This is a genomic window from Rhodoplanes azumiensis (assembly GCF_042682915.1).
GTDB classification, from domain to species: domain Bacteria; phylum Pseudomonadota; class Alphaproteobacteria; order Rhizobiales; family Xanthobacteraceae; genus Rhodoplanes; species Rhodoplanes azumiensis.
The window spans coordinates 38,755-62,161 of sequence record NZ_JBHUIW010000007.1 but is presented as its reverse complement, the minus strand read 5'-3'; the positions used below and the strand labels follow the sequence as shown (position 1 = coordinate 62,161).

Genomic DNA, 23,407 nt, shown 5'->3' with positions numbered 1-23,407 from the left:
TGGCGCCCGGTGGCGTCGCGTACCGTCTCGTCGGACGTTAAGGCGGCGGGCTAAATTTGACGTAAACGGACCGTGATAAGCCCCATCACCCGAACGGGTGGGATCGCGCCTCTGATCTAGGTCCGGAAGACTAGAACACGTCTGCGCAGCCCGGAGCCCGAGCACGGGCGCGCGCCCCGAGCCGGAGAGGAATCGCAGAGAACAAATCGGCAGAACAGGGCGCGGCACCGAACCGGTGCCGCGATACGGAACCCGGGCTGGCCGCCGCGGGTGGCGTCGACGGCCAGCTCAGGCCTTGACGCGCACCGGGCGCAGCAGGAAAGCGGGGAGCCAATTCTCGATGTCGTCCGGCGCTTCATCGCGCGACGCACGGTGGCGTGCCGTCTCCAGCGGCGTGACGTTGGCGTCCCGCTTGCCGCGGCCGGGCCGACGCGAGTCGTCCGCCGGGCGAGGCCCCTTGTCGCGGTTGCCACGTTCCTGGGCACCACGTTCCTGGGCACCACGTTCCTGCGCGCCGCGCTCCTGGGCGGCGCGGGGCGGGTGGCGGCGGTCCTGGCCGAGATCCGGTGCCTCGCGAGACTCGTGACGGTCGCGCGGCTGGCCGTCGCGGGAGCGGCCGCGGACGGGGCGTGCTTCGCCGTCCTGCGCCTGGCCGCGGCCGCGCCGCGGCAGGCGAGCCCCCATGCGGACCGGCTCGCGCGGCCCGTCGTCCTCGGCGAGGTCGTCGGCGGGCGGATTGCCGTGCCAGTCGATGGTGCGGCCGATCAGCTTCTCGATCGCCGCCACGGCCTTGCTGTCGGCCCCGGTGACGAGGGTCAGCGCCGTGCCCGAGCGTCCGGCCCGGCCGGTGCGGCCGATGCGGTGGACATAGTCGTCGGCATGATGCGGGACGTCGAAGTTGAAGACGTGGCTGACGTCCGGGATGTCGAGGCCGCGGGCGGCGACGTCGGAGGCGACCAGCAGCGTCACCTCGTTCTTGCGGAACTGGTCGAGCGCCGCCATGCGCGACGACTGGTCCATGTCGCCGTGCAGCGCGACGACGGAGAACTTGTGGCGCAAGAGCGAGCGATAGAGGGTCGCGACCTCGCGCTTGCGGTTGCAGAAGATGATCGCGTTCTTCAGGCCCTCGGCCTGGCGGATCAGCCGGCGCAGCACCTCGCGCTTGTCGTGCGGCTCGCGGCCGGCCTTCACCAGCCCTTGCGTGATCGTGTCCACCGTGCTGGCCGCGCGGGTGACCTCGACCTTGACCGGGTTGTGCAGGAACTGCTCGGTGATGCGCCGGATCTCCGGCGGCATGGTCGCGGTGAAGAACAGCGTCTGGCGGGTGAAGGGGACGAGCTTGCAGATGCGCTCGATGTCCGGGATGAAGCCCATGTCGAGCATGCGGTCGGCTTCGTCGATGACCAGAAGCTCGACGCCGGTGAGCAGCAGGCCGCCGCGCTCGGTGTGGTCGAGCAGCCGGCCCGGCGTCGCGATCAGCACGTCGACGCCGCGCGTCAGCTTGGTGTCCTGATTGCCGAACGACACGCCGCCGATCAGCAGGGCGACGTTGAGCTTGTGGTTCTTGCCGTATTTGATGAAGCTCTCCTCGACCTGCGCGGCGAGCTCGCGCGTCGGTTCGAGGATCAGGGTGCGCGGCATCCGGGCGCGGGCGCGGCCCTGCTCGAGCTTGGTCAGCATCGGCAGAACGAACGCGGCGGTCTTGCCGGTGCCGGTCTGGGCGATTCCGAGCACGTCGCGATGAGCGAGGACGTGCGGGATGGCCTGTTCCTGGATCGGGGTCGGCGCGGAATAGCCGGCGGCCGCGACCGCATCGAGCACTTTTTCGGACAGGCCGAGATTGGCGAAAGACATGGATCCTCGAAGATGAACGCCCGCAGCCAGCCGTGCCGGTCAAAACATCGACGACGGTGTGCGGGATGGACGGTCGAACATACGGCGAACCGACGCCCGACAACATAGGGGGACGGGTTGCAATGTCAATGCTCCGCGCCGCGATAAGTTAAGTAAACGCCGAAAATTCCTGTCGTTTCTTCGTCACAGTCGGGATTTGCACCGATCGCGCGGGGCGCTTCCGGGTGGTCGGCGCGGGGCCGGGGAGGGGGGCGCCGTGCCCGCCGGTGCGTTCACGGCCTCGCGCGCCGCCGTGCCCCGGCGCCCGGCACGCAGGGGGCGCGAGCGACGGCGTGCCCGGCGCACCGGCGAAAATGTGCCAGCGTTTCCCGCTCGACGGTCTTCTCCGACGCCCGTGCGACCCCCTACAGGAGGTTGCAGACCGACAATAATCGGCAATTCATCGGGAGGAGACGATGCGCACCGAGGTCGCCATCATCGGCGCCGGCCCGGCGGGGCTCATGCTGTCGCTGCTGCTGAGGCGGGAGGGGATCGCCTCCGTGGTCCTCGAATCCCGCAGCAGGGCCTATGTCGAGCAGCGGGTACGGGCGGGGCTGCTCGAGCACTGGGCGCGCGAGCTCCTGATCGAGATCGGGGCGGGCGACCGGCTGCAGCGCGAAGGCATGGTCCACGACGGCATCAAGCTGAGCAGCGAGGGGCGGCTCCACCACATCGATTTCCGGCAGCTCGTCGGCCGCATCGTCACCATCTACGACCAGAAGGAGGTGGTGAAGGATCTGATCGCGCTGTCGCTCTCGCAGGGCGGCGAGATCCTGTTCGAGGCGGAGGCGACCGGCCTGGAGGGGATCGAGAGCGACCGTCCCGTCGTAAATTTTCGGCACGGTGGCGAGCCGAGGACCATCGCCTGCGACTTCGTCGCCGGCTGCGACGGCTTCCACGGCATCGCCCGGCCGTCCATTCCGAACGGCGTGCTCACCGTCTACGACCGCGGCTACCCGTTCGGCTGGCTCGGCATCCTGTCGGAGTCGCCGCCGCCGGCCGACGAGCTGATCTATGCCCATCACGAGCGCGGCTTCGCTCTGTTCTCGATGCGGTCTCCGACGCTGTCGCGGCTCTATCTGCAGTGCGCGCCGGACGAGGACGCCGAGCGCTGGTCCGACCGGCAGATCTTCGACGAGCTGGAGGCGCGGCTGGGCGGCTCCTGCGCGCTGGCCCGGGGGACGGTGCTGCAGAAGAGCGTGACGCCGATGCGCAGCGTCGTGGTCGAGCCGATGCAGCACGGCCGACTGTTCCTGGCGGGCGATTCCGCCCACATCCAGCCGCCGACCGGCGCCAAGGGCATGAACCTCGCCTTCGCCGACGTCGTGTATCTCGCGCGCGCCCTGGTCGCGCATTATCGGCAGCACCGCGACGACGCTCTCGCCGCCTACTCGCGCACCTGCCTCGACCGGGTGTGGAAGGCGCAGCGCTTTTCCTGGTTCATGACCCAGCTCCTCCACCGCTTCCCCGACGAGACCGCCTTCGACCGCCGCCGCCAGCAGGCCGACATCGGCTACGTGGCCGGCTCGGTCGCCGCCGCGACGGCACTCGCCGAGAACTATTCGGGACTGCCGCTCGCCTGAGCGCGCCCGCCCGCGCATGGCCGCGAGCCGCGGGACGGTGACCGGCGGCTTGTCGGAACGCACGGAATTTGCATCGAATCGAGGAGGATTTCGCGGGATTCGCCGAGGCCTTCCGTAACCGATCTCCGCTAGCCTGATCGGGTGTGGAGTTGCCTGGAAATGATCACCGTCCCCCGCATCCGCCGTCTCGACATCGCCCTCCTGCTCGGGCTGCTCGGGCTCGCCCTGTGGGCCCAGCCGGTCCGCTCCGAGTCGTTCTCCGAGAAGCTGACGCGGCAGTTCTTCGCCAATGCCCAACGCGAGGGCTCGAACGCGCTCTCGCGTGGCCTCGCCGTCGACGAGGCGACCATCAAGGCGACGTTGCCGGAGGGCGCCGACCGCCGCATGGTGCTGCGCAGCCGGGCCGCGCTCTACGAGAAGGTCGCCGACTTCGAGCGGGCCGAGGCGGACTTCAACGAGCTGCTCGCGCTCGGCCGGAACGACCCGGCGACGTATCTCGACCGTGGCTACTTCTATCTGCGGCGCCAGCGTTTCGCGGATGCGCTCGCGGACTTCGCGACCGGCGCCCGCCTCGAGCCGCGCAAGCCCGTCTACCCCTACGCGATCGGGCGCGTCCATGCCGCCATGGGCGCCTACGAGCGCGCCATCGAGAGCTACAACGACGCCATCCGGCTCGACTGGCAGGACGGCCGCTCGCTGCTCGCTCGCGCCGAGGCCAAGATCAATCTCGAACGCTACGACGAGGCGAAGTCCGACTACAACCGCGCTTTGCGCGCCGCGCTGCGCGATCGCAACGATCGCTTCTTCGCGTTTCTCGGCCGCGGCTACGCGGCGCTGGCGACGGAGGAGTGGGAGGCCGCGGTGGCGGACTTCGACCGGGCGCTGGAGCTCGACGAGAAGGCGTTCAGCGCCATCGTCTGGCGCGGCTACGCCAACGAGCGGCGCGGCCGCATCGATCTCGCCATCAACGACTACGAGCGCGCCGTCTCCTACGATCCCGCCGATGCCACGAGCCGCACCAGCCTGCAGCGCCTGCGCTCGAAGTGATCAGATTCTTCACCTCTCCCCGGCGGGGAGAGGTCGGATCTCGCGCGACAGCGCGAGATCCGGGTGAGGGGGGCCGAGGCCTCCATCAGCTCCGTAAACCCTCACCCCGGTCGCGAGCTGCGCTCGCGCCCGACCCTCTCCCTGAGGGAGAGGGTAACGGTGCCCGCGGCGATCCCAGCGCCCCCCACGCCGGCCCGTCTCACACGCCCAGCACGCCCTTGAAATACGCGATGGTCGGCTTCAGGCCGTCCTCCAGCGACACGGTCGGCGACCAGCCGAGCGTCCGCTGCGCCAGCCCGATGTCGGGGCAGCGCTGCTTCGGGTCGTCGGCGGGCAGCGGCTTGAAGGTGAGCTTCGAACGGCTGCCGGTCAGCTTGATCACCAGCTCGGCGAGCTCCAGCATGGTGAACTCGCCCGGATTGCCGATGTTGACCGGCCCGACGAACGCGGCCGGCGTGTCCATCATCCGCAGCATGCCCTCGATCAGGTCGTCGACGTAGCAGAACGAGCGCGTCTGCTGGCCGTCGCCGTAGATCGTGATCTCCTCGCCCTTGAGGGCCTGGACGATGAAGTTCGAGACGACGCGGCCGTCGTTCGGGTGCATGCGCGGCCCGTAGGTGTTGAAGATGCGCACCACCTTGATCTCCAGCCCGTGCTGGCGGTGGTAGTCGAACATCAGAGTCTCGGCGCAGCGCTTGCCCTCGTCGTAGCAGCTGCGCGGCCCGATCGGGTTGACCCGTCCCCAATAGTCCTCGCGCTGCGGATGGATCTCGGGGTCGCCGTAGACCTCCGAGGTGGAGGCCTGGAGGAGGCGCGCCTTCACCCGCTTGGCGAGGCCGAGCATGTTGATGGCGCCGTGCACGCTGGTCTTGGTCGTCTGCACCGGATCGTGCTGGTAGTGCACCGGGCTCGCCGGGCATGCGAGATTGAAGATGCGGTCGACCTCGACATAGAGCGGAAACGTGACGTCGTGCCGGGTCAGCTCGAAGTTCGCCTTGCCGAGCAGATGCGCGACGTTGCGACGCGAGCCCGTGTAGAAGTTGTCGATGCACAGCACCTCATGGCCGGCCGCGACCAGCCGGTCGCACAGATGCGAGCCGAGAAAGCCGGCTCCGCCGGTCACCAGGATCGAAGTGTCGTCCATGAAGCCGTCTCCGCGGGGGCGCCCGTCGAATGCCGGGTGCTTGTGGCAGGAGCGGGCCGCGACAACAAGGGGGCAGGGCGGGAGGCGGTCAGGCCCCGGCCGCGGGGCGCGCCTCCCCGGTCCGTTCGGCCGGGGTGGCCGGCTCGTCCCGGGCGGTGGCCTCCGGCGGGGCGTGCAGGAGGTCGTGCAGGGGTCGGCGGAATGTCGCGATCATGGCGCCGGCGAGGCCGGCGATCGCCGCGATCATCAGGAAGAAGGTCGCTTTGTCCATCAGGCTCCACAGGCTGCCCAGCGCACCGCCGAGCAGGTTGCCGGTGAAGCTCGTGCCGAGCCACACCGCCATCAGGAGCGAGACGTGGCGCAGCGGCGCCACCGCCGAGACGAGCGAGAAGCCGACCGGCGACAGGTACAGCTCGCCGAGCGTCAGCACGACGAAATAGGCGAGCACCCACAGCCAGCTCGCCTGGCCGGCCGGGCCGGCCTCGCTTGCCTGGAACGCGGCCGCGGCCATGATCAGGTTGGCGAGGGCGACACCGAAGCAGCCGAGCGCCATCTTGCCGACCGTCGACGGCTCGCGCCCGCGCCGGCTCTGCCACGCCCAGACTTCGACGATCACCGGCGTGAAGGCGAAGATCAGGAACGGGTTGACGGCCAGGAACCAGGTCGTCGGAATGGTGGCGGTGTATCCGAGGAGCGCGACGGTGCGGTCGGTGTGGCCGTCGATCCACAGCACCAGCGTGTTGCCGTCCTGCTCGTAGGTCGCCCAGAACAGCGTCACGGGCACGCACAGCAGGAGGATCGCCAGGATGGCGCGACGCTCGTGGCGGGCGAGGCCGCGGCCGCTCGTCTCGGGGGCGGCTTTCGCGGCCGCCGCGGCGCGCGTCGCGGCGTCGGGCGGCAGGGTCGCCCCGCCGGCCAGGTAGAGGACGAGGCCCGCCAGCATGCCCACCCCGGCGGCGCCGAATCCCCAGTGCCAGCCGGCCGTCTCGCCGAGCGAGCCGCACACCAGCGGCGCCAGGAAGGCGCCGATATTGATGCCGACATAGAAGATCGAATAGGCGCGGTCGCGCCGCGCATCGTCGGGCCCGTAGAGGCCGCCGACCTGGGTGACGATATTGGGCTTGAAGGCGCCGTTGCCGAGGATCAGCGTCAGCAACGCCGGGAACAGCAGCGTCTCGAACGCCATCATGAAGTGGCCGGCCGCCATCAGGGCGGCGCCGAGAACGACGGTGCGGCGCTGGCCGAGCAGGCGGTCGGCCAGGAGGCCGCCGAGCAGCGGCGTCAGATAGACGAGGCCCGTGTAGAAGCCGTAGACCCAGGACGCGAAGGCCTGGACGCCGAGTGGCCCGACGACGATCTCCAGGGCGCCGCGCAGCTCCGCCCAGCCGAGCACCTGCTCGGCGCGTCCGGGCTCGGACAGGTGCTTCACCATGTAGAGCACCAGCAGGGCGCGCATCCCGTAATAGGAGAATCGCTCCCACATCTCGGTGCCGAAAAGCACGGCCAGCCCGCGCGGGTGGCCGAACAGCTCGCCCGCCCGCGACGGCGCGGCATCGTCCGGCGTGGCATCGGCCGGCGTGGCATCGGCCGGCGCGGCACCGTCCGGTGGCGAGTCCGGGAGCGTGGGTGCGGCGGCGGAGGGGCTTTGCGCTGGCGGCATCGGGTCTATTCTGGGTGCCGGATCGATCCCGGCCCGCGCGAGGGTCGGGGGTCAGTGTAGAGCAAGTCCGGACGGCCGGGGAGCCGCCGGCCGGTGCGAGGAGAGGGCCGATGGCGGAGGGGCCTGACGCGACCCTGGAGGGCGGCCGGGAGCCGCCCGCCGCCGGGCTGCCGGACAAGGCGGGCGTGATCGCTCCGCCGCCCGTGATCGCTGCCGTCACGCTGGCGCTCGCCGCGGGCCTGGAGCAGGTCTGGCCGAGCGGCACCGGTCTGGTCGGGCTCGGGGGGAGGCTGGCCGTGGCCGCCGTCCTCGCGCTCGCGGGCGGGGCTCTCGCGGTCGCCGGCGAGCGGCGCTTCGCCCAGGCCGGCACCGACGCGCTGCCCTGGCGGCCCGCCACCGCGCTGGTGACGGAGGGCATCTACCGCCACATGCGCAATCCGATGTATGTCGGGCTCGGGCTGCTGCTGCTCGGCCTCGCGGTCGGCTTCGACTCGGTCTGGCTCCTGGTGCTGATCGGACCTGCGGCGATCATTCTTCATCATGGCGTGGTGCTGCGCGAGGAGCGCTACCTGGCGCGAAAATTCGGCGCGCCCTATCGGTGCTTCCTGGCCGAGGTTCCGCGTTACGGCTGGCCCCCGCGCCGGCCCTAGTCGAGCCCGGCCCGGACGGTGGCGCGTAGGCCGCCGCGGGTCTCCACCGGCGGCCGCCAGCCGGTGGCCAGCAGCTTGCCGGGATCGACGACGAGCTCGCCGCCGATGCGCTCCCACAACACGTTGCGCTCGCTCGACCGCAGGAGGATCTCGAACGGCGCCGGCGTGCCGGCCGGCACCGGGCGCGGCGCCGCCTCGCGCAGGATCGTGATCATCTCGGCGAGCGTGATCGGGTCGGGATCGGCGACCAGATAGGTCTCGCCGAGCGTGGCCGGCGTATCGAGGCAGAACAGGACGGCGTCGACCAGGTTCTCGATCGCCAGGAAGGAGCGCCGGTTGGAGAAGGCGGCCGCCGGCAGCGGCCAGGGCGAGGCGGAGATGCGCATCAACAGCGCCATGTTGCCCTTGACGTGCGGGCCGTAGACCAGCGCCGGGCGCAGGATCGTGTAGGGGACGCGGGCGCGCCGCACCTCCGTCTCGGCGGCGAGCTTCGCCCGGTCGTGCGCCGTCACCGGGTGCGGTGTATCGGTCTCGTGCACCGGGTGCTCGACCGCACCGCCCGCCTGGGCGCCGACCGAGGAGACGTAGACGAGGCGCTGGATCGGCAGCCGCGAGCAGGTGCGGGCGAGCTCGGCCGTGGCGGCCCGGATGATGCGGTCGTAGACCGTGTCCTCGACGCCGCTGCGATAGGCGGCGCCGGCGAGGTGGACGATCTCGTCGACCCCGGCGAGCAGCTCCGACCAGTCGCACGGAAGCTCGAGGTCGGGCATCGCCACCGCCTCGATGCGCTCGCCGGCCGGCACGTCGGCCGGGATGCGGGCGGCGGCACGCACCAACCGCCCGGCGGCGGCGAGCCGGGGAACGAGGGCGCGGCCGATGAAGCCGGACGCGCCCGTGACCAGGACGCGGCGCGTCACCACGGCGGGGTCCGAGAGGCGAGGCGCGGCGCGCGGCCGGGCGCGCGGCGCCACGGCGGCGGTCGAACGAACACGACCGGCCGGGCTTGGGCGCCCGGTCGCACGAGGAAGCTCCCGCTTTGGACGACTGTACGCATGCGGACCCGCTGACGCGACGGGAGCACCACCGGCGGCGCTCGGGCGGAACGCTCGGGATCGACCCCGGATCGGGGGATCGAGCGATTCGTCGGTCCGCCGGTCACCATCAGTTAATCACAACCCGTCGGGCGCCGGTAGCGGCTCTCGACCGGAGCACGATGGTGAGAACGCGGCCCCCGGCGGGGAGAGGCCGGGAGCCGCGTCGATCGCCGGTCCCGTCGGACCGGCGGGGAGCTCGTCTCGGAAGACCGGCGGTCCGTGCCGCCGGGGCGCCGTCTCGGGGCCGCCGGACCGGCAGGCCGCGAGCGTGGCGGGCCGTCAGAACGGCAGGATGATGTCGAACAGCTGCTGGCCGTAGCGCGGCTGCTGCACGTCGGTGATCTGGCCGCGGCCGCCATAGGCGATGCGGGCCTCGGCGATCTTGGTCGAATCGATGGTGTTGTCGCTCTGGATGTCCTCGGGCCGGACGATGCCGGCGACGATCAGCTCGCGAATCTCGAAGTTGACCCTGATCTCCTGGCGGCCCTCGACCACCAGGTTGCCGTTGGGCAGCACCTGGGTGACCACCGCGGCGACCGTGGTGGACAATTCCTCCTTGCGGTCGATCGTGCCCTTGCCGTCGCTGGAGGCGGTCGAATCGGCGGTCAGGATGCGGCCCGGCAGGGGGGCCTTGGCGGTGTTGAAGGTCTTGGTGCCGATGAAGTCGGTGACGCCCGAATCCTCGTCGGCGGAGCGGCTGCGGCTGGTCTCGTTCTCGTACTTCGCCTTGTCGGTGATCTTCACCGTGACGGTCAGCAGGTCGCCGATCTGGTGGGCGCGCTGGTCCTTGAAGAAGGCGCGCGAGCCGTTCCGCCAGAGCGAGTTCGGATTGTAGACGGCCGGCTGCGGCGTCGGCATCGGCATCTGCACGGGCTTGTAGCCGGGGGCCGCGGTCGGGTTCTCGATGGCGCTGAGCTTCGGGGCTTCGCCGATGTTGGCGAGCCGGTCGATCGCCGAGCAGCCGCCCGTCAGGGTCGCTCCGAGCAGCACAGCGAGCGTCGCGGCGCGGCGCGGCAGGCCCTTATCGATGATCCTGATCATGACTCCTCACTTGCCGGACGTCGGCGCGGGCCGCATCGCGGCGGACGGATCGAGCGCGGCGGCGGTGACCACCCGGGGCGTCGACGAGACCAGCCGGATCTGGCCGGGCCCGGAGACGACGCCCTGGACGGTGCGCTTGGACTGCAGGTTGACGGCCGTGACGGTGTCGCCCTCGGCCCCGCCCTCCAGCGCCTTGCCGCGGGTGGTGAGCAGGATGCCGGGCGCTTGGAAGACCAGCGTCACGGTCTCGTCCCGCCTGACGAGGTCGGGCTTCATCAGGTCGTGGCGGCGGACCGGCTGGCCGGCCCGGATGCCCTGGCGCATCGCGAGGCCGACCACCGTCTCGCCCGGGGCGGCGGCGTCGGCCGGAACCTCGGCGCGCGGTCGCTTCTCGACGATCACGTCGGTGCTCTTGATCACGTCGCCGCGCTGCATGCCACGCGCCGCGACCACGGTCTCGACCAGCTCGACCACGGTGCCGGTGAAGCGCAGCGGGATGCGCCGCGCCGCCTGGCTGCCGGGAATCTCGAAGGTGATGTCGAACCGATTGGTGCGCGGATCGTAGCTCGACCGCGCCACCACGAGCTCGCCCGACGAGGTCGCCTCCACCGCGAAGGGGCGGATGTCGCGCTCCACGGTCAGCGACAGGCTGGCCGCCTCGCCGAGCCCGTACTGGCCGGCGAAGGCCTGCAGGATACGGCCCTGGATCTCCGCCGGGGTGAAGACGCGGCCGGCGCGCGACACCTCGACCTCGGCGATGTCGGCGAGATCGACCCGGAACATCCGGTAGGGCCGCAACGCCTCCATCACCTGCGACGACGAGATCGTGCCGGTGGTGCCGATGTCGGGCGCCCGGAACACCGGGACGCCGGCGAGCTCGCCGGCATGGTCGACGAGGTCGCCGATCCGCACCAGGGGATCCTTGACGGTGACGCTGCGCTTGAGCGTCGGCACCGGGCGGATCTGCGCCAGCGCCAGCTCGGCGAACGCCTGGGCGGTCGGGTCGGCGGCGGCCGGCACGGGGCCGAGCGGCGCCGCGAGCGCGGCGGCCAGCGCGATCTGCAGGGCGCGGGACAGGAAGGAGCGGGTCATGGTCCGTCTCCTCACGAGCGCATCATGTTGGTGCCGGTCTGCAGCATCGAGTCGGTGGCGCTGACGACCTTGGCGTTCATCTCGTAGGCGCGCTGCGCCGCGATCAGGTCGGAGATCTCGCTCACCACCTCGACGTTCGCCTGCTCGAGATACTTCTGCATGATGTCGCCGTAGCCGTCGACGCCCGCCGTGCCGTCGAGCGGCGCGCCCGAGGCGGTCGTCTCGGTGAACAGGTTGTCGCCGATCGGCTGCAGGCCGGCCTTGTTGATGAACCGGGTCAGCGTCATGGTGCCGACCACCTGGGCCGTGGTGTTGCCCGGCAGGTAGACGGAGACCTGGCCCTGGGTGTTGATCGTCACCGAGGTCGCGTTGTTCGGTATGGTGATGCCCGGCTGCACCAGATAGCCCTGCGCCGTCACCAGGCGGCCCTGCGAGTCCTTCTCGAAGGAGCCGTCGCGCGTGTAGGCGTAGCTGCCGTCGGGGAGCTGGATCTTGAAGAAGCCCTCGCCCCGGACCGCGACGTCGAGGTCGCCGTCGGTGTTCGACAGCGTGCCCTGGGTCATGATGCGGGGCGTGCCGACGGTGCGCACGCCGGAGCCGAGATCGACGCCGACCGGCAGGATGTTGCCCTGGTCCGAGGTCTGGGTGCCGATCCGGCGCACGTGCTCGTAGAGCAGATCCTGGAACTCCGCACGCTGGCGCTTGTAGCCGGTCGTGCGCATGTTCGCGATGTTGTTCGAGATGACCTGGACGTTGAGCTCCTGGGCGGCCATGCCGGTCGCGGCGGTGTGGAGGGCGCGCATGATCAGATCTCCTCAGGGGCTCAGCTCGGCACTTCGGCGAGACGCTCGATCGCCGACTTGCGCAGGTCGTTGTGTTGCGACAGGAGGTTCGCGACCGCCGTGTAGGTGCGCGTCACGTCGATCATCCGGGTCATCTCGACCACGGTGCTCACGTTCGACTTCTCGAGCGAGCCCTGGAGCACCTTGACGCTCGCGGGGGCCGCCTGCAGGCCGGCGCCGTCCGGCGCCGAATAGGTGTTGGTGCCCTCCTTGAGGAGGAGCTGCGGGTTCGCGAAGGTGACGAGGCGGAGCCGGCCGCGCTGCGAATCGTTGAGCTTCTCGGCGCCCTGCATCACGGTGATGCGGCCGTCCGGCGTGATCGAGATGTCGCGGTCGAGAGACTGGAACGTCACCGGGCCGCGGTCGCCGACGACGACGGCGCCGTCCATGGTGACGAGCTGGCCTTGGGCGTTGATCTGCAGCGATCCGGCGCGGGTGTAGCGCTCGCCGTTCGCGGTCTGCACGACCAGGAAGGCGTCGCCGTCGATGGCGACGTCGAGCGGGTTGCCGGTCTGCACGATCGGGCCCTGGCCGTAATTGCGCCAGCTGCCGGCGTCCTCGACGAAGCTGACGCCCCGGGACTGCCCGGAGAAGCGGTTCTCCCGCGCGATCGGGGCGAGGTGCTCCTGGAACACCACCCGGTCGGCCTTGAAGCCTGTCGTGTTCACATTGGCGATGTTGTTCGCGATCGAATCGAGCTCGCGACGCAACGCCATCTGCGACGACAGCCCGATCAGAGCTGCGTTCGGCATCGTCTTTCTCCCCTATGTCCGGGGCGCCGCTCTCCCAGCGTCGCTCCGGCCTCCTGTGCCGACGGCTCTCCCAAACCGTCGCCACGCCGGCTTCGAAGCAGCGCCCGTGCCAGAGCGAAAAACGAAGTCGAAACAACGAAATCGTTGGTTAAGCGAGCGTTGCGGCCCGGCAACATGCGCCGAGATGCCGGCCCGACCCGGCAAAATGTGCCGTGCCGGAGGGGGCTCGGAAAGTTTCCGTTAACCATTTGGCCCCTACTGTGATCGGGCGGCCGGAACCGCGAGAACCCGACCGAAACGGGCCGGGGATCCGGGACGCCGCGGGCGAGCGAGAGGCGATCGGGAACACGGCCATGGCAGGCAAGACTCAGGACGCCGATGCGGCGCCGGAAGACGGCGAGAAGCCGGCCAAGAAGGGATTGCCGATCAAGCTGATCGCGATCGCCGGCGGCGCCGTGCTGCTGCTCGGCGGCGGCGGCTTCGCGGCCTACAAGATGTTTCTCGGCGGCGGCCACGGCGAACAGGCGGCGAAGCCCGCGGCGGCGGTGGCGAAGCCGGCCGTCTTCTTCGACGTGCCCGACGTGCTCGTCAACCTGTCGAGCGCCAACAACGAGCGCACCCAATATCTCAAGGTCAAGGTCGTGCTCGAGCTGCCCGACGACAAGCTCAAGGAGCAGCTCGCACCGCTGATGCCGCGCCTCCTGGACATGTTCCAGACCTATCTGCGCGAGCTTCGCCCGACCGATCTCGACGGCTCCGCCGGACTCTATCGGCTCAAGGAGGAGCTGACCCGCCGGGTCAACGCCTCGATCGCGCCGAACCGGGTCAACGCGGTGCTGTTCAAGGAAATCGTCGTCCAGTGACGCGCCGGGATCCGTGCCATGCCGCCTGATCAGACAGTCGACCAGGACGCCCTAGCAGCACAGTGGGGCCTCGCGCTCGAGAACGAGACGCCCGGCGAGGCGAGCCAGAGTCAGGAGGGCCAGGTCGACGAACAGATGGCGGCCCAATGGGCCGCCATCATCGACGAGACCAACGAAGGCGGCTCCGGCAAGGCGAGCGCCGAGCGCACCCTCGGCCAGGAGGAGATCGACGCGCTCCTCGGCTACAGCTTCGCGGATCTGACGCTCAACGACTCCTCCGGCGTGCGGGCGATCATCGATTCGGCGATGGTCTCCTACGAGCGTCTGCCGATGCTCGAGATCGTCTTCGACCGGCTGGTCCGGTTGATGACGACGTCGTTGCGCAACTTCACGTCCGACAACGTCGAGGTGTCGCTCGACCAGATCACCTCGGTGCGCTTCGGCGACTACCTCAACTCGATCCCGCTGCCGGCGATCCTCGCCGTGTTCAAGGCGGAGGAGTGGGAGAACTTCGGCCTGTTCACCGTGTCGTCGAGCCTGATCTACTCGATGATCGACGTGCTGCTCGGCGGCCGGCGCGGCCAGACCACCATGCGGGTCGAGGGGCGCCCCTACACGACGATCGAGACCGATCTCGTCAAGCGCATGATCGAGGTGGTGCTCGCCGACGCCGAGCTCGCCTTCAAGCCGCTGTCGCCGGTGAAGTTCAACATCGACCGCTTCGAGACCAATCCGCGCTTCGCGGCGATCTCGCGGCCCGCCAACGCCGCCATCCTGGTGCGCCTGCGCATCGACATGGAGGACCGCGGCGGCACGGTCGAGCTCCTGCTGCCCTACGCGACGATCGAGCCGATCCGCGACGTGCTGCTGCAGATGTTCGTCGGCGACAAGCTCGGCCGCGACCCGATCTGGGAAGGCCATCTCGCCACCGAGATCGGCCAGGCCGAGGTCGCCGTCGACGCGGTGCTGTACGAGGCCTACCTGCCGCTGCGCCGCCTGATGGAGCTCGACGTCGGCGACACGCTGCCGCTCGATCTGCGCCCCGAGACGCTGGTCTCGGTCCGCTGCGGCAACGTCATTCTCACCGAGGCACGCATGGGCCGGGTCGGCGACCGGGTCGCGGTGCGGGTCGCCAAACCCCTGAGACGGCCGAAGACGACCTACGCGATGTTCGAGTCGGCCGGAGAATCGTCGAAGCGCTTGGAGGCGTCGTCGTGACACATTGGATCGGATTCGCGGTCGAGGGTCTGGTCTCGGTCCTGCTCCTGCTGACCGTCATCTACTGCACCATGCTGAACAAGCAGCTGCGCCGGCTGAAGGCCGACGAGCATGCGCTCAAGGCGACCATCGCCGAGCTGATCACCGCGACCGAGATCGCCGAGCGGGCGATCGCCGGGCTCAAGGTGACGGTGCGCGACGTCGACCAGAACATCGGCGACCGCCTGCGCACCGCCGAGCGCTTCGCCGCCGACATCAGCCGCCAGATCGAGGCCGGCAACGTGGTGCTCGACCGGCTCACCAAGGTGGTGCTGGCCGGCCGTCCGCTCACCGATCCGGAGGGTGCGGCCGAGGCGGCCGAGCCGGCCGCCGCCGCTCTCGGCCCGACCGACAGCAAGGCGGTGGCCGCCGCCGCCCAGGCCTTCGCCCAGCGCACCCGCGCCCGCGCCCGGGGGCTCGCGGCATGAGTCTGATCCGCGAATTGCGGCTCATTCCGGTCGTGCTGTTCGCGACCGTCTGCCTGCTCGCCTTGAAGATTCTCGGCTTCGTGATGGACGGCGCGATGCCGACCGGCGGCTTCGAGCCGCCGGTCTCGCCGCGCGGGCCGGTCGGCCGCGAGGTCGCCAGCGCCGACCCGACCTCCGCCCCGGTGTCGTGGGCGAAGCAGATGTTCAACTTCCCCGACATCACCGGCTCGGTGCCGGACAAGCCGACCGGCTCGGCCCCGTCCAAGCCGAAGGAGGAGAAGAAGGACGAGAAGCCGAAGCCCGCCGATCCGGCGCCCAGCCCGGGCGGTCTCGTCGTGCCGATCACCCAGCCGCCGATCCCGCCCGGCGAGCGGGCGTTGCTCGAGCGGCTGCAGGAGCGCCGCCAGGAGCTCGAGGCGCGCTCCCGCGAGCTCGAGGTGCGCGAGAGCCTGCTGCGCTCGGCCGAGAAGCAGCTCGAGCTGCGCATGAACGAGCTCAAGGACATGGAGGAGCGGCTCAAGGTCCAGGCCCAGCAGAAGGACGAGGCGGAGGCGCAGCGCTTCAAGAGCCTCGTCACCATGTACGAGAACATGCGCGCCAAGGACGCCGCCAAGATCTTCGACCGGCTCGAGATGAAGGTGTTGCTCGACGTCGCGACCCAGATCAATCCGCGCCGCATGTCCGACATCATGGCGCTGATGACGCCGGAGGCGGCCGAGAAGCTGACCGTCGAGCTCGCCCACCGGGCGTCGTCGTCGGTGCGCCCGCCGTCGCCGAACGAGCTGCCCAAGATCGAAGGCCGCGCCCGCGCCCAGTGACCGCCGCGCCGCCCGGTGTCCCGCCCCGGCGGGACGCCGGCGGCACGGCGGTGACGCCGGTCAGGCCGCGCGCGCCGCGGCGCGCAGGTGCTCGACGAGAGAACGCGCGGGCGGCCCGAGCGCCGCCAGCCCGCGGACGCCGACGACGAGGCGCCGTTCGCTCCACGGATCGGCGAGGCGGATCGCGGCGATCGCCATGCTGCGGCGGCAGCGCGCCGCCGCGATGTCCGGCACCACGGCGACGCCGATGCCCGCCTCGACCATCCGGCACACCGTGTCGAAGCCCTGCACGGCGATCCGCACCGCGAGACGCCGGCCCGCCCGTGCGGCGTGACCGGCGACGTGGCGCTGTAGGGCGCTGTCGCCGGCCAGCGCCACGAAGGGCTCGGCCGCCGCCGCCGCGAAGGGAACGTGGCGCCGGCGGGCGAGCCGATGGCCGCGCGGGACCACCAGCACCAGCCGGTCGACGGCGAACGGAAAGCACGCGAGCCCGCCCAGATCGACACTGTCGGCGGCGAGCCCGATGGTCGGGTTGGCGGCGAGCCACGGGGCCAGCACGGGCGGCAGGAACTCGGCCAGCGCGACCGTGTTGCCGACCAGCCGCACGCGTCCGACGACCCCGCGCGCATGCGCGGCGAGGTCGCCCTTCAGAGCCGCCATCTGGGCGAGCACGAGGTGCGCATGGTCGCGCAGCGCCTCGCCGGCCGCGGTCGGGCGCACGCCGCGCCGGCCGCGCTCGAGCAACGTGGTGCCGAGCGTCTCCTCGAGCGCCCGCACCCGGGCGCTCGCCGAGGCGAGCGCCAGATGGGCGTCGGCGGCGCCGGCCGTGATGCTGCCGCGGTCGACGATCGCGACGAACAGGCGGAGGTCGGTGAGATCGAGGGGCATGGGGACCGTGTCGCGCCGTGGGTCGGAGCCGGAGCCTTGGGCCTTAGCCTTCGGACAGGCCGAAGGCTGACGACGGAGAATGCAGATTGTGGCGGCGTGGCCGCTCGATCAAGCTCGCCGCATGGACATCACGGTTCTCGCGGTCGGCGCCGCGACCTTCCTGCTCGCCGGTCTCGTCAAGGGCACGATCGGGCTCGGCCTGCCGACCGTCGCGATGGGGCTTCTGGGCCTCGTCGTGACGCCGGCGGCGGCCGCCGCCGTGCTGATCGTGCCGTCGCTCGTCACCAATGTCTGGCAGATGCTCGCCGGCCCGCGGCTCCGGCCGCTGCTCGCGCGGCTGTGGCCGATGCTGGCCGGCGTCGTCGCCGGCACGCTCGTCGGCTCCCGGCTGGTCGGCCTCGCCGGCCCGTGGGCGGCGGCGGGGCTCGGTGCGGCGCTCGCCGCCTACGGGATCGTCGGGCTCGCCAGGCTGCGGCTGCCCCACCCCTCGCCGGCGCAGGAGGCCTGGCTCGCCCCGCTGGTCGGCCTCGCGACCGGGCTCGTCACCGCGGCGACCGGCGTGTTCGTGCTGCCCGCCGTGCCGTGGCTGCAGGCGCTGGGGCTCGCCAAGGACGACCTCGTCCAGGCGCTCGGCCTGTCCTTCACGGTGTCGACCGTGGCGCTCGGCCTCGGGCTCCTGATGGAGCGCCTGTACGATCCGGACCTCGCGCTTCTCTCGCTCGCCGCGCTCGCGCCGGCGGCGCTCGGCATGATCGTCGGCCAACGGGTGCGAGGGTGGGTGAGCGAGCCGGTGTTCCGCACCATGTTCATGGCCGGGCTGACCCTGCTCGGGGCCTGGCTGCTGGCGCGCGGGCTGACGTGAGACGACGTGACCGGACGTGAACGAAACGTGTTGCGGGCGACACGAACGGCGTGTTTCCTGTTCACGATCCGAAACGAGCGGAGGGCTCCATGACGTTCGGCGAAGCGATCGCGTCCGGGTTCCGGAACTATGTGGGATTCGAGGGCCGCGCGTCGCGGTCCGAGTACTGGTTCTGGGTGCTCTTCGTCGTCCTGGTCAGCCTCGCGACCGGCATCCTCGATTACGTCATCTTCGGTCCCGGCGGCCTCTCGCCGATCAACGCACTCGCCTCGCTGGCACTGTTCCTGCCGGGGCTCGCGGTCGGCATCCGCCGCCTGCACGACATCGATCGCACCGGCTGGTGGATGCTGCTGGTCATCACCGTGATCGGCGGGCTCGTGCTGCTGGTCTTCTTCGTCATGCGTGGCACGCCCGGGCCGAACCGCTTCGGCCCCGATCCGCTCGGCGGCCCGGTGCCGGCCGGCCCGGCGTACTGAGTCGCTCGCGGACGCGACGTTCGTCCGTGGTGCCGAGGCCTTACATGCCTCGGTCGTGCCGGGGCGTCGCACTCGGGTCGGCGCTTCGCGCCGCCCGAGCACAGGCTCCGCGCCGAGCCCGGACTCCAGCCCGGAACGGCGAGTTCGCCGCGGAATTCCGGATTCGCGTCTTCGACGTGCCCGGGATGCGCCCCGGAATGACAGGACATTGCATTCCCCCACATTGCATTCCCCGTCGCACCGCACTAATCCAAAGCCATGTTCACGGGCATCGTCACCGATATCGGCACCGTCGTCGCCGTCGCGCCGCGCGCCGACGACCTGCGCCGCCTCACCATCGCCTGCGGGTACGACCGCGCGACCATCGTCGACGGCGCCTCGATCGCCTGCAGCGGCACCTGCCTCACCGTGGTCGGCGCCGGGGTGGACGCAGGGCGGACCTGGTTCGCCGTGGACGCTGCCGCCGAGACGCTGCGGCTCACCACGGTCGGCCGCTGGACGGTCGGATCGCGGATCAACCTGGAGCGGGCGCTGAAGATCGGCGACGAGCTCGGCGGCCACCTCGTCACCGGCCATGTCGACGGCCTGGCCACGCTCGTGGCGCGCGAGAATCTCGGCGAGATGGCCAAGATGACGTTCCGGGCGCCGGCGTCGCTCGCCCGCTTCGTCGCCACCAAGGGCTCGGTGACGCTCGCCGGCGTGTCGCTCACGGTCAACGACGTCGATGGTGACGCCTTTTCCGTGCTGCTCATCCCGCACACCCTGCAGGTGACGACGCTGGGCGATCTCGCGCCGGGCGATCCGGTCAATCTCGAGGTCGACCTGATGGCGCGCTACGCCGCACGCCTCGCGGAGGCCGGGCCGGCCTGAGCGTCGGATCGACGGTGGCGCCCGGCGTCGGCCTCGCCGGCGCGTTCGGCCCTGACGCGGGCTCACCGATCGCAAAAAAAAGCGCCCCCGTGCCCGCATGGCCGAGCATGTGTATGCCCGCCTCGGCCGGTCAGCCGGGGCGGGCACACCGTGATCAGAGCTCCCGCGATCCGGGAGACACCCACGCGGTCTACGCGGCGCGTCCCGCCTCGGCGACAGCGGCCGCCCGGATGCTCGCTTCCGCTTCCTTCACGAACCGGAGCTTGACGATCAGGATGCCGGCGAAGATCAGGGTGAAGCTCACGAAGGCGAGCCCGGCATAGATGGTGCCGGTCATGTCCTTCAACCCGCCGAAAGCGACTGGTCCGATGAACCCGCCGAGATTGGCGATCGAGTTGATCGAGGCGAGGCCGACGGCAGCCGACGAGCCGGTCAGGAACAGCGACGGAAGCGACCAGAACGGCCCATAGGGCATGTAGATCGCGGTCGTGATGATGGTCAGGAGCCCCAGCGAGATCCACAGGTTGCCGCTGGTGAACGGCATGATGACCAGGGCGACGCCCGCCATCAGCAACGGAATCCCGACATGCCAACGGCGTTCTCCGGTGCGGTCGGAATGCCAGGCCCACCAGACCATCACCACGGCGGCGACGGCATAGGGCAGTGCATTCAGGACGCCGACCGACGTGTTGCTGAGGTGTTGGGCCAGACCCTTGAGGATCTGGGGCGAGTAGAAGGCCAGGACGTACACGGCGACCGACTTGGAATAGTAGACGAATGCGAGGAGCCAAATTCGAACGCCGCTGAGGCTCTTCCAGAACGAGACCTTTCCGTGTCGCTCCACTTTCGTCTTTTCCTCGAGCGCGAGGACGCCCACGAGCCAGTCCTTCTCCTCGGGGGAGAGCCATTTCGCTTGCTTCGGTCCGTCGATGAGGACGAACAGCGAAAGGATTCCCAACAGCACCGCCGGCAACCCCTCCAGGATGAAGACCCATCGCCAGCTCGCCAGTCCCATCCAATGGACGTGGTCGAGAATGAGCCCGGAGATCGGTCCCGCGGTCAGGGTCGCGATGGGAAGCGCGACCATGAACAGCGCCACCACCTTGGCCCGCTCCCGTTCGGGAAACCAGTAGGTCAGATACAACAGGACGCAGGGAAAGAAACCCGCTTCCGCGATGCCTAGAATGGTCCGGGCCAGGGCCAGTTGGGAGAACGTCTGGACGAGCCCCGTGAGGGTCGCCACGGCCCCCCAGCCGACGAGGATTCGCGCGATCCACAGGCGCGCACCGAAGCGCCGCATCAGGATGTTACTCGGCACCTCGAACAGGAAGTAACCGACCGTGAAGAGGCCGGCCGCGGTGCCGAACTGGGTCGCCGTGATCCCGATATCGGCATTCATCTTAAGGGAGGCGAAGCCGATGTTGGAACGATCGATGAATGCGATGATGTAGAGCAGCACGAGAAACGGTAGAATTCGCCACTTGACCTTTCTCATCGTCGAGGTGCGGTAGTCGGTCTCCATGCTCGAATATGCTTGCGTGGCAGGGCTGGTGACGTCCAGCGTCGACATCTGCGTATCCCTCTTGAAAAGACGGCAGCAATATCGTCTGTTGGATCGGAGCTATTCGAGCCCGAAACGGCGAAGCGTTTCGCCGAGTCCCAGGAGTTCGACTGTCGTCCGGCCGGCGTCGAGTTCCTTGCGGAAGGCGGTCTCCTTCTCCTCGCGCAGAGCGGCGTTGCGGAGCGTCTGCTCGACCTCGGCCTTCGGGACGACGACCAGGCCGTCGCGATCGCCGACGACGACATCGCCCGGGTGGATGACGACGTCGCCGATGCAGATGGGCACGTTGACCTTGCCGGGCTGATTCTTGGCGGTCCCTTTGATACACAGACCGCGGCAGAACACCGGAAATCCCATGTCGATGATCTGATTGGCGTCGCGAACCGCGCCGTGGATCACGAGTCCGGCGATCCCGAGCTTCTGAGCGGCGTGAGTCATCACGTCCCCCCACGGGCCGGCCTCGACGAAACCCTTGGCGTCCACGACCAGGACATCGCCCGGCTTCGCCTTGAGTAGGGCGTAGTGAAGCATCAGGTTGTCGCCAGGACGCATCTCGACCGTGAGGGCCGGACCGGCGAGCCGCGAGCTCGGATCGATCGGCTTCATGCCGCTGTCGAGGGCACCTTTGGCACCCTGGGCTTCGTGCACCGTGGCAGCACCGAGTTCGCGCAGCAGCTTGATCTGTTCGACGTGTGACATGGTCGGTTTCCTGGTTTCGGGATCACGACATACGGGTGGAGGCGGGCGACGCGAGAAGCCATTCGAGCGCGCTCTCGACACTCGGTTCCGCCGTCGTCAGCGGCCGCCGTTCGAGCGCGTCGGCGGTTTTGAGAAACCGCTCGGCCACTCCGGTCAGGACCAGTGAAGGCAGGCCCTGAGCAGCGAGTTCTCGTTCCGCGTCGTGCACTTCGTGAAGGCGGCGTTTCGCGTGAACGACGTGAGTTCGGACCAGCATGTCCAGGAACGAGCGCAGGGGCGTCTCGTCGATGTCTCGCAATTGTTCGTAGAGCTGCGCGCGGATGTTCTGCTTCTCCGCGCTCGTCAGGAGCTCGACCGCGAGCGCTTCCATGCCCTTCGTGAAGACGCTCCGCAGGATCTTGAGCGAGATCGCGTCGCCGGGGGCGCCGCCTGCGATGACCCGCACGCGGCCGCCGACCGGCTCGAGCAGTGATTTGAGCTGATCGGAACCGTCGCCGGACGCGAGCAAGGGGGTGTGTTCATGGCCGAGCGAGATCGCGCCCATGATCGCCGTATCGACGTATCGGACGGCGCGGCCGTGGGCCTTCTGGGCAGCCCGCCGCTTGATGTCGGGGGGAGCCGTCGTCAGGTCGGCGATCGAGGAGCCTTCGGCCAGGTACGGAAGGACGCTCTCCACCACGGCCAGGGCCTGGGCGCCGGTGACGCACGACAGAACCCATTCGGCGGTCGCCAATTGCTCGCTCGGCCGGTCGTGGATCGGCCGCCCCCAACGCGCGGCTAGATCCCGAGCGGCCGCCGAGGGCCGTGTTTCCACCAAGCTCAGTTCATGGCCTGCCGCGTGTAGCGGGGCCGCGTAGCAACGCCCGACTTCGCCCAATCCGATGATGGCGACGTGCATGGCTGGTCTCCCTGTTTGGTACAAAAGTACAATAAATATACAATTTAGCAGTTCGGAGCCGTGTTATTACGGATATACGGCAAAAAAGAATACAAAAAATATACACAACAACCTGTGGGGGCAGGTCGTTGCGTTTTGATACCCAGGGAGGGGCCGGTTAGAGTGGACGCGTGGAACAGGGCCGGCGAGATGGGACGTGGACAGGATCTAGCGTACGAAAGCCTCCGGCAGCGGCTGATCAGCGGACACTACCCACCGGGAACGCAGCTGCGGGAAGAGCCGCTGGCGCGCGAGTTCGGGCTCAGTCGCACGCCGATCCGCGCTGCCCTGAGGCGCCTCGTCGAAGACGGCCTCGCCACGGCGGATCTGGGGCAGGGCATTCGCACGGCGCAATGGAGCGAAAGCGACATCGAAGAGACGTTCCAGATTCGCATCTTGCTCGAGCCCTACGGCGCGAAGCTCGCGGCCGAGCGGGGCGGTGCGGCGCTCACGGAAGGTCTGCGGGCCTGCAATCGGCAGATGGCTGCGGCCTTGTCGGAGTCCGGACGCGACGCCATCGTGACGATCCAGGAGATCAATCGAACCTTCCATCACCTGCTTCTCGATCATGCTTGCTCGCCGCGGCTTCGCGGAATTCTGGACACGTTGATCGAGATGCCGGTCGTCACCCGAGCGTTTTTTCTGTTCACGGCGGAAGAATTGGAGCAGAGCCTTCGCCACCACGAGGATCTGACCCGCGCGGTGGAGGCCCGTGACGGAGATCTCGCCCGTGAGGTGATGCAACTGCACCTGCGCACCTCGCGGAGCCGGTTCATGCGCCACCGGCTCTCGCGCGCGGACGGGCACGCGGTGGTGTCGTCGGCCTCCGACCGGACATGACCAGCGCGGCCGGCGCCGCCCCGGCGCACCAGTGCCGCGAGGCCGTCGCCGGCGAGGGCGGGGCCCGGCGTCGGGCTCCTGGACGCCTGCGTTCGAGACAATACGCGGCT

Annotated in this window: 23 protein-coding genes; 11 read left to right on the top strand and 12 right to left on the bottom strand. The window is 69.7% G+C overall.

What is annotated here, in order from left to right; all coding sequences use genetic code 11:
* Positions 1 to 288: 288 nt before the first annotated feature.
* Complete coding sequence (locus ACFSOX_RS08380; protein WP_378477348.1) at positions 289 to 1,854, bottom strand: DEAD/DEAH box helicase; 1,566 nt, start codon at positions 1,852 to 1,854, stop codon at positions 289 to 291.
* Positions 1,855 to 2,309: 455 nt separating this feature from the next.
* Between ACFSOX_RS08380 and ACFSOX_RS08375 the strand changes: the two genes are divergently transcribed.
* The gene (locus tag ACFSOX_RS08375) at positions 2,310 to 3,476 is read left to right on the top strand and encodes a 4-hydroxybenzoate 3-monooxygenase (protein ID WP_378477347.1); all 1,167 of its coding nucleotides are present in this window, start codon (positions 2,310 to 2,312) and stop codon (positions 3,474 to 3,476) included.
* 159 nt (positions 3,477 to 3,635) lie between these two features.
* A complete protein-coding gene (locus ACFSOX_RS08370; protein WP_378477346.1) occupies positions 3,636 to 4,523 on the top strand; it encodes a tetratricopeptide repeat protein in 888 nt (295 codons plus the stop codon).
* A 199-nt stretch (positions 4,524 to 4,722) separates the two neighbouring features.
* On the opposite strand, the gene ACFSOX_RS08365 is transcribed toward ACFSOX_RS08370, so the two are convergent.
* Together ACFSOX_RS08365 and ACFSOX_RS08360 are read right to left on the bottom strand one after the other, a co-directional pair.
* Positions 4,723 to 5,667 carry a UDP-glucuronic acid decarboxylase family protein gene (locus tag ACFSOX_RS08365; RefSeq protein WP_378477345.1) on the bottom strand — a complete coding sequence of 315 codons (945 nt, stop codon included), beginning with the start codon at positions 5,665 to 5,667 and terminating at the stop codon, positions 4,723 to 4,725.
* 88 nt (positions 5,668 to 5,755) lie between these two features.
* On the bottom strand, positions 5,756 to 7,327 hold the full coding sequence (locus ACFSOX_RS08360) for a peptide MFS transporter (RefSeq protein ID WP_378477344.1): 1,572 nt from the start codon (positions 7,325 to 7,327) through the stop codon (positions 5,756 to 5,758).
* Positions 7,328 to 7,437: 110 nt separating this feature from the next.
* Between ACFSOX_RS08360 and ACFSOX_RS08355 the strand changes: the two genes are divergently transcribed.
* On the top strand, positions 7,438 to 7,977 hold the full coding sequence (locus tag ACFSOX_RS08355; protein ID WP_378477343.1) for a methyltransferase family protein: 540 nt from the start codon (positions 7,438 to 7,440) through the stop codon (positions 7,975 to 7,977).
* On the opposite strand, the gene ACFSOX_RS08350 is transcribed toward ACFSOX_RS08355, so the two are convergent.
* The 5 genes from ACFSOX_RS08350 to flgF all read right to left on the bottom strand — a co-directional run bounded on the left by ACFSOX_RS08350 (position 7,974) and on the right by flgF (position 12,798).
* Positions 7,974 to 8,897 (bottom strand): NAD-dependent epimerase/dehydratase family protein, encoded by a 924-nt coding sequence (locus ACFSOX_RS08350; protein WP_378477342.1) that lies wholly within the window; start codon positions 8,895 to 8,897, stop codon positions 7,974 to 7,976. The genes ACFSOX_RS08355 and ACFSOX_RS08350 overlap by 4 nt on opposite strands.
* 453 nt (positions 8,898 to 9,350) lie before the next feature.
* Positions 9,351 to 10,112, bottom strand: coding sequence for a flagellar basal body L-ring protein FlgH (flgH, locus tag ACFSOX_RS08345; RefSeq protein ID WP_378477341.1), 762 nt, complete (start codon positions 10,110 to 10,112; stop codon positions 9,351 to 9,353).
* Between the two features lie 6 nt (positions 10,113 to 10,118).
* Complete coding sequence (gene flgA / locus ACFSOX_RS08340; protein WP_378477340.1) at positions 10,119 to 11,204, bottom strand: flagellar basal body P-ring formation chaperone FlgA; 1,086 nt, start codon at positions 11,202 to 11,204, stop codon at positions 10,119 to 10,121.
* 11 nt (positions 11,205 to 11,215) lie between these two features.
* On the bottom strand, positions 11,216 to 12,007 hold the full coding sequence (gene flgG / locus ACFSOX_RS08335; RefSeq protein ID WP_378477339.1) for a flagellar basal-body rod protein FlgG: 792 nt from the start codon (positions 12,005 to 12,007) through the stop codon (positions 11,216 to 11,218).
* 20 nt (positions 12,008 to 12,027) lie between these two features.
* Positions 12,028 to 12,798: a flagellar basal-body rod protein FlgF gene (flgF, locus tag ACFSOX_RS08330; protein WP_378477338.1), complete on the bottom strand. Its 771-nt coding sequence runs from the start codon at positions 12,796 to 12,798 to the stop codon at positions 12,028 to 12,030.
* A 353-nt stretch (positions 12,799 to 13,151) separates the two neighbouring features.
* Between flgF and fliL the strand changes: the two genes are divergently transcribed.
* From fliL to ACFSOX_RS08310, 4 genes are read left to right on the top strand one after another with little or no spacing between them, the layout of a single operon-like run.
* Entirely contained in the window at positions 13,152 to 13,661 is a 510-nt protein-coding gene (fliL, locus tag ACFSOX_RS08325) for a flagellar basal body-associated protein FliL (protein ID WP_378477337.1), read from the top strand.
* Positions 13,662 to 13,679: 18 nt separating this feature from the next.
* Entirely contained in the window at positions 13,680 to 14,879 is a 1,200-nt protein-coding gene (gene fliM / locus ACFSOX_RS08320) for a flagellar motor switch protein FliM (RefSeq protein ID WP_378477336.1), read from the top strand.
* On the top strand, positions 14,876 to 15,346 hold the full coding sequence (locus tag ACFSOX_RS08315; protein WP_378477335.1) for a DUF6468 domain-containing protein: 471 nt from the start codon (positions 14,876 to 14,878) through the stop codon (positions 15,344 to 15,346). Before fliM ends, ACFSOX_RS08315 begins: the two co-directional genes overlap by 4 nt.
* On the top strand, positions 15,343 to 16,164 hold the full coding sequence (locus ACFSOX_RS08310) for a MotE family protein (protein WP_378477334.1): 822 nt from the start codon (positions 15,343 to 15,345) through the stop codon (positions 16,162 to 16,164). Before ACFSOX_RS08315 ends, ACFSOX_RS08310 begins: the two co-directional genes overlap by 4 nt.
* Positions 16,165 to 16,224: 60 nt before the next feature.
* Here ACFSOX_RS08310 and ACFSOX_RS08305 read toward each other — a convergent pair whose 3' ends face one another.
* The gene (locus ACFSOX_RS08305) at positions 16,225 to 17,052 is read right to left on the bottom strand and encodes a LysR family transcriptional regulator (RefSeq protein WP_378477333.1); all 828 of its coding nucleotides are present in this window, start codon (positions 17,050 to 17,052) and stop codon (positions 16,225 to 16,227) included.
* 121 nt (positions 17,053 to 17,173) lie between these two features.
* Here ACFSOX_RS08305 and ACFSOX_RS08300 point away from each other — a divergent pair, with 121 nt between their 5' ends.
* The 3 genes from ACFSOX_RS08300 (at position 17,174) to ACFSOX_RS08290 (ending at position 19,260) form a co-directional block, all read left to right on the top strand.
* The gene (locus ACFSOX_RS08300) at positions 17,174 to 17,914 is read left to right on the top strand and encodes a sulfite exporter TauE/SafE family protein (RefSeq protein ID WP_378477332.1); all 741 of its coding nucleotides are present in this window, start codon (positions 17,174 to 17,176) and stop codon (positions 17,912 to 17,914) included.
* Between the two features lie 89 nt (positions 17,915 to 18,003).
* The gene (locus tag ACFSOX_RS08295; RefSeq protein WP_378477331.1) at positions 18,004 to 18,390 is read left to right on the top strand and encodes a DUF805 domain-containing protein; all 387 of its coding nucleotides are present in this window, start codon (positions 18,004 to 18,006) and stop codon (positions 18,388 to 18,390) included.
* 258 nt (positions 18,391 to 18,648) lie between these two features.
* Positions 18,649 to 19,260 (top strand): riboflavin synthase, encoded by a 612-nt coding sequence (locus tag ACFSOX_RS08290; protein WP_378477330.1) that lies wholly within the window; start codon positions 18,649 to 18,651, stop codon positions 19,258 to 19,260.
* 190 nt (positions 19,261 to 19,450) lie between these two features.
* Here ACFSOX_RS08290 and ACFSOX_RS08285 read toward each other — a convergent pair whose 3' ends face one another.
* Genes ACFSOX_RS08285 through ACFSOX_RS08275 form a run of 3 tightly spaced genes read right to left on the bottom strand, consistent with a single transcriptional unit; the run spans position 19,451 to position 22,418 of the window.
* On the bottom strand, positions 19,451 to 20,830 hold the full coding sequence (locus ACFSOX_RS08285; protein ID WP_378477329.1) for an MFS transporter: 1,380 nt from the start codon (positions 20,828 to 20,830) through the stop codon (positions 19,451 to 19,453).
* Between the two features lie 51 nt (positions 20,831 to 20,881).
* A complete protein-coding gene (locus ACFSOX_RS08280) occupies positions 20,882 to 21,520 on the bottom strand; it encodes a 4-carboxy-4-hydroxy-2-oxoadipate aldolase/oxaloacetate decarboxylase (protein WP_378477328.1) in 639 nt (212 codons plus the stop codon).
* Between the two features lie 22 nt (positions 21,521 to 21,542).
* On the bottom strand, positions 21,543 to 22,418 hold the full coding sequence (locus ACFSOX_RS08275; protein ID WP_378477327.1) for an NAD(P)-binding domain-containing protein: 876 nt from the start codon (positions 22,416 to 22,418) through the stop codon (positions 21,543 to 21,545).
* 162 nt (positions 22,419 to 22,580) lie between these two features.
* Between ACFSOX_RS08275 and ACFSOX_RS08270 the strand changes: the two genes are divergently transcribed.
* The gene (locus ACFSOX_RS08270) at positions 22,581 to 23,297 is read left to right on the top strand and encodes a GntR family transcriptional regulator (protein ID WP_378477326.1); all 717 of its coding nucleotides are present in this window, start codon (positions 22,581 to 22,583) and stop codon (positions 23,295 to 23,297) included.
* The last annotated feature ends 110 nt before the right edge of the window (positions 23,298 to 23,407 follow it).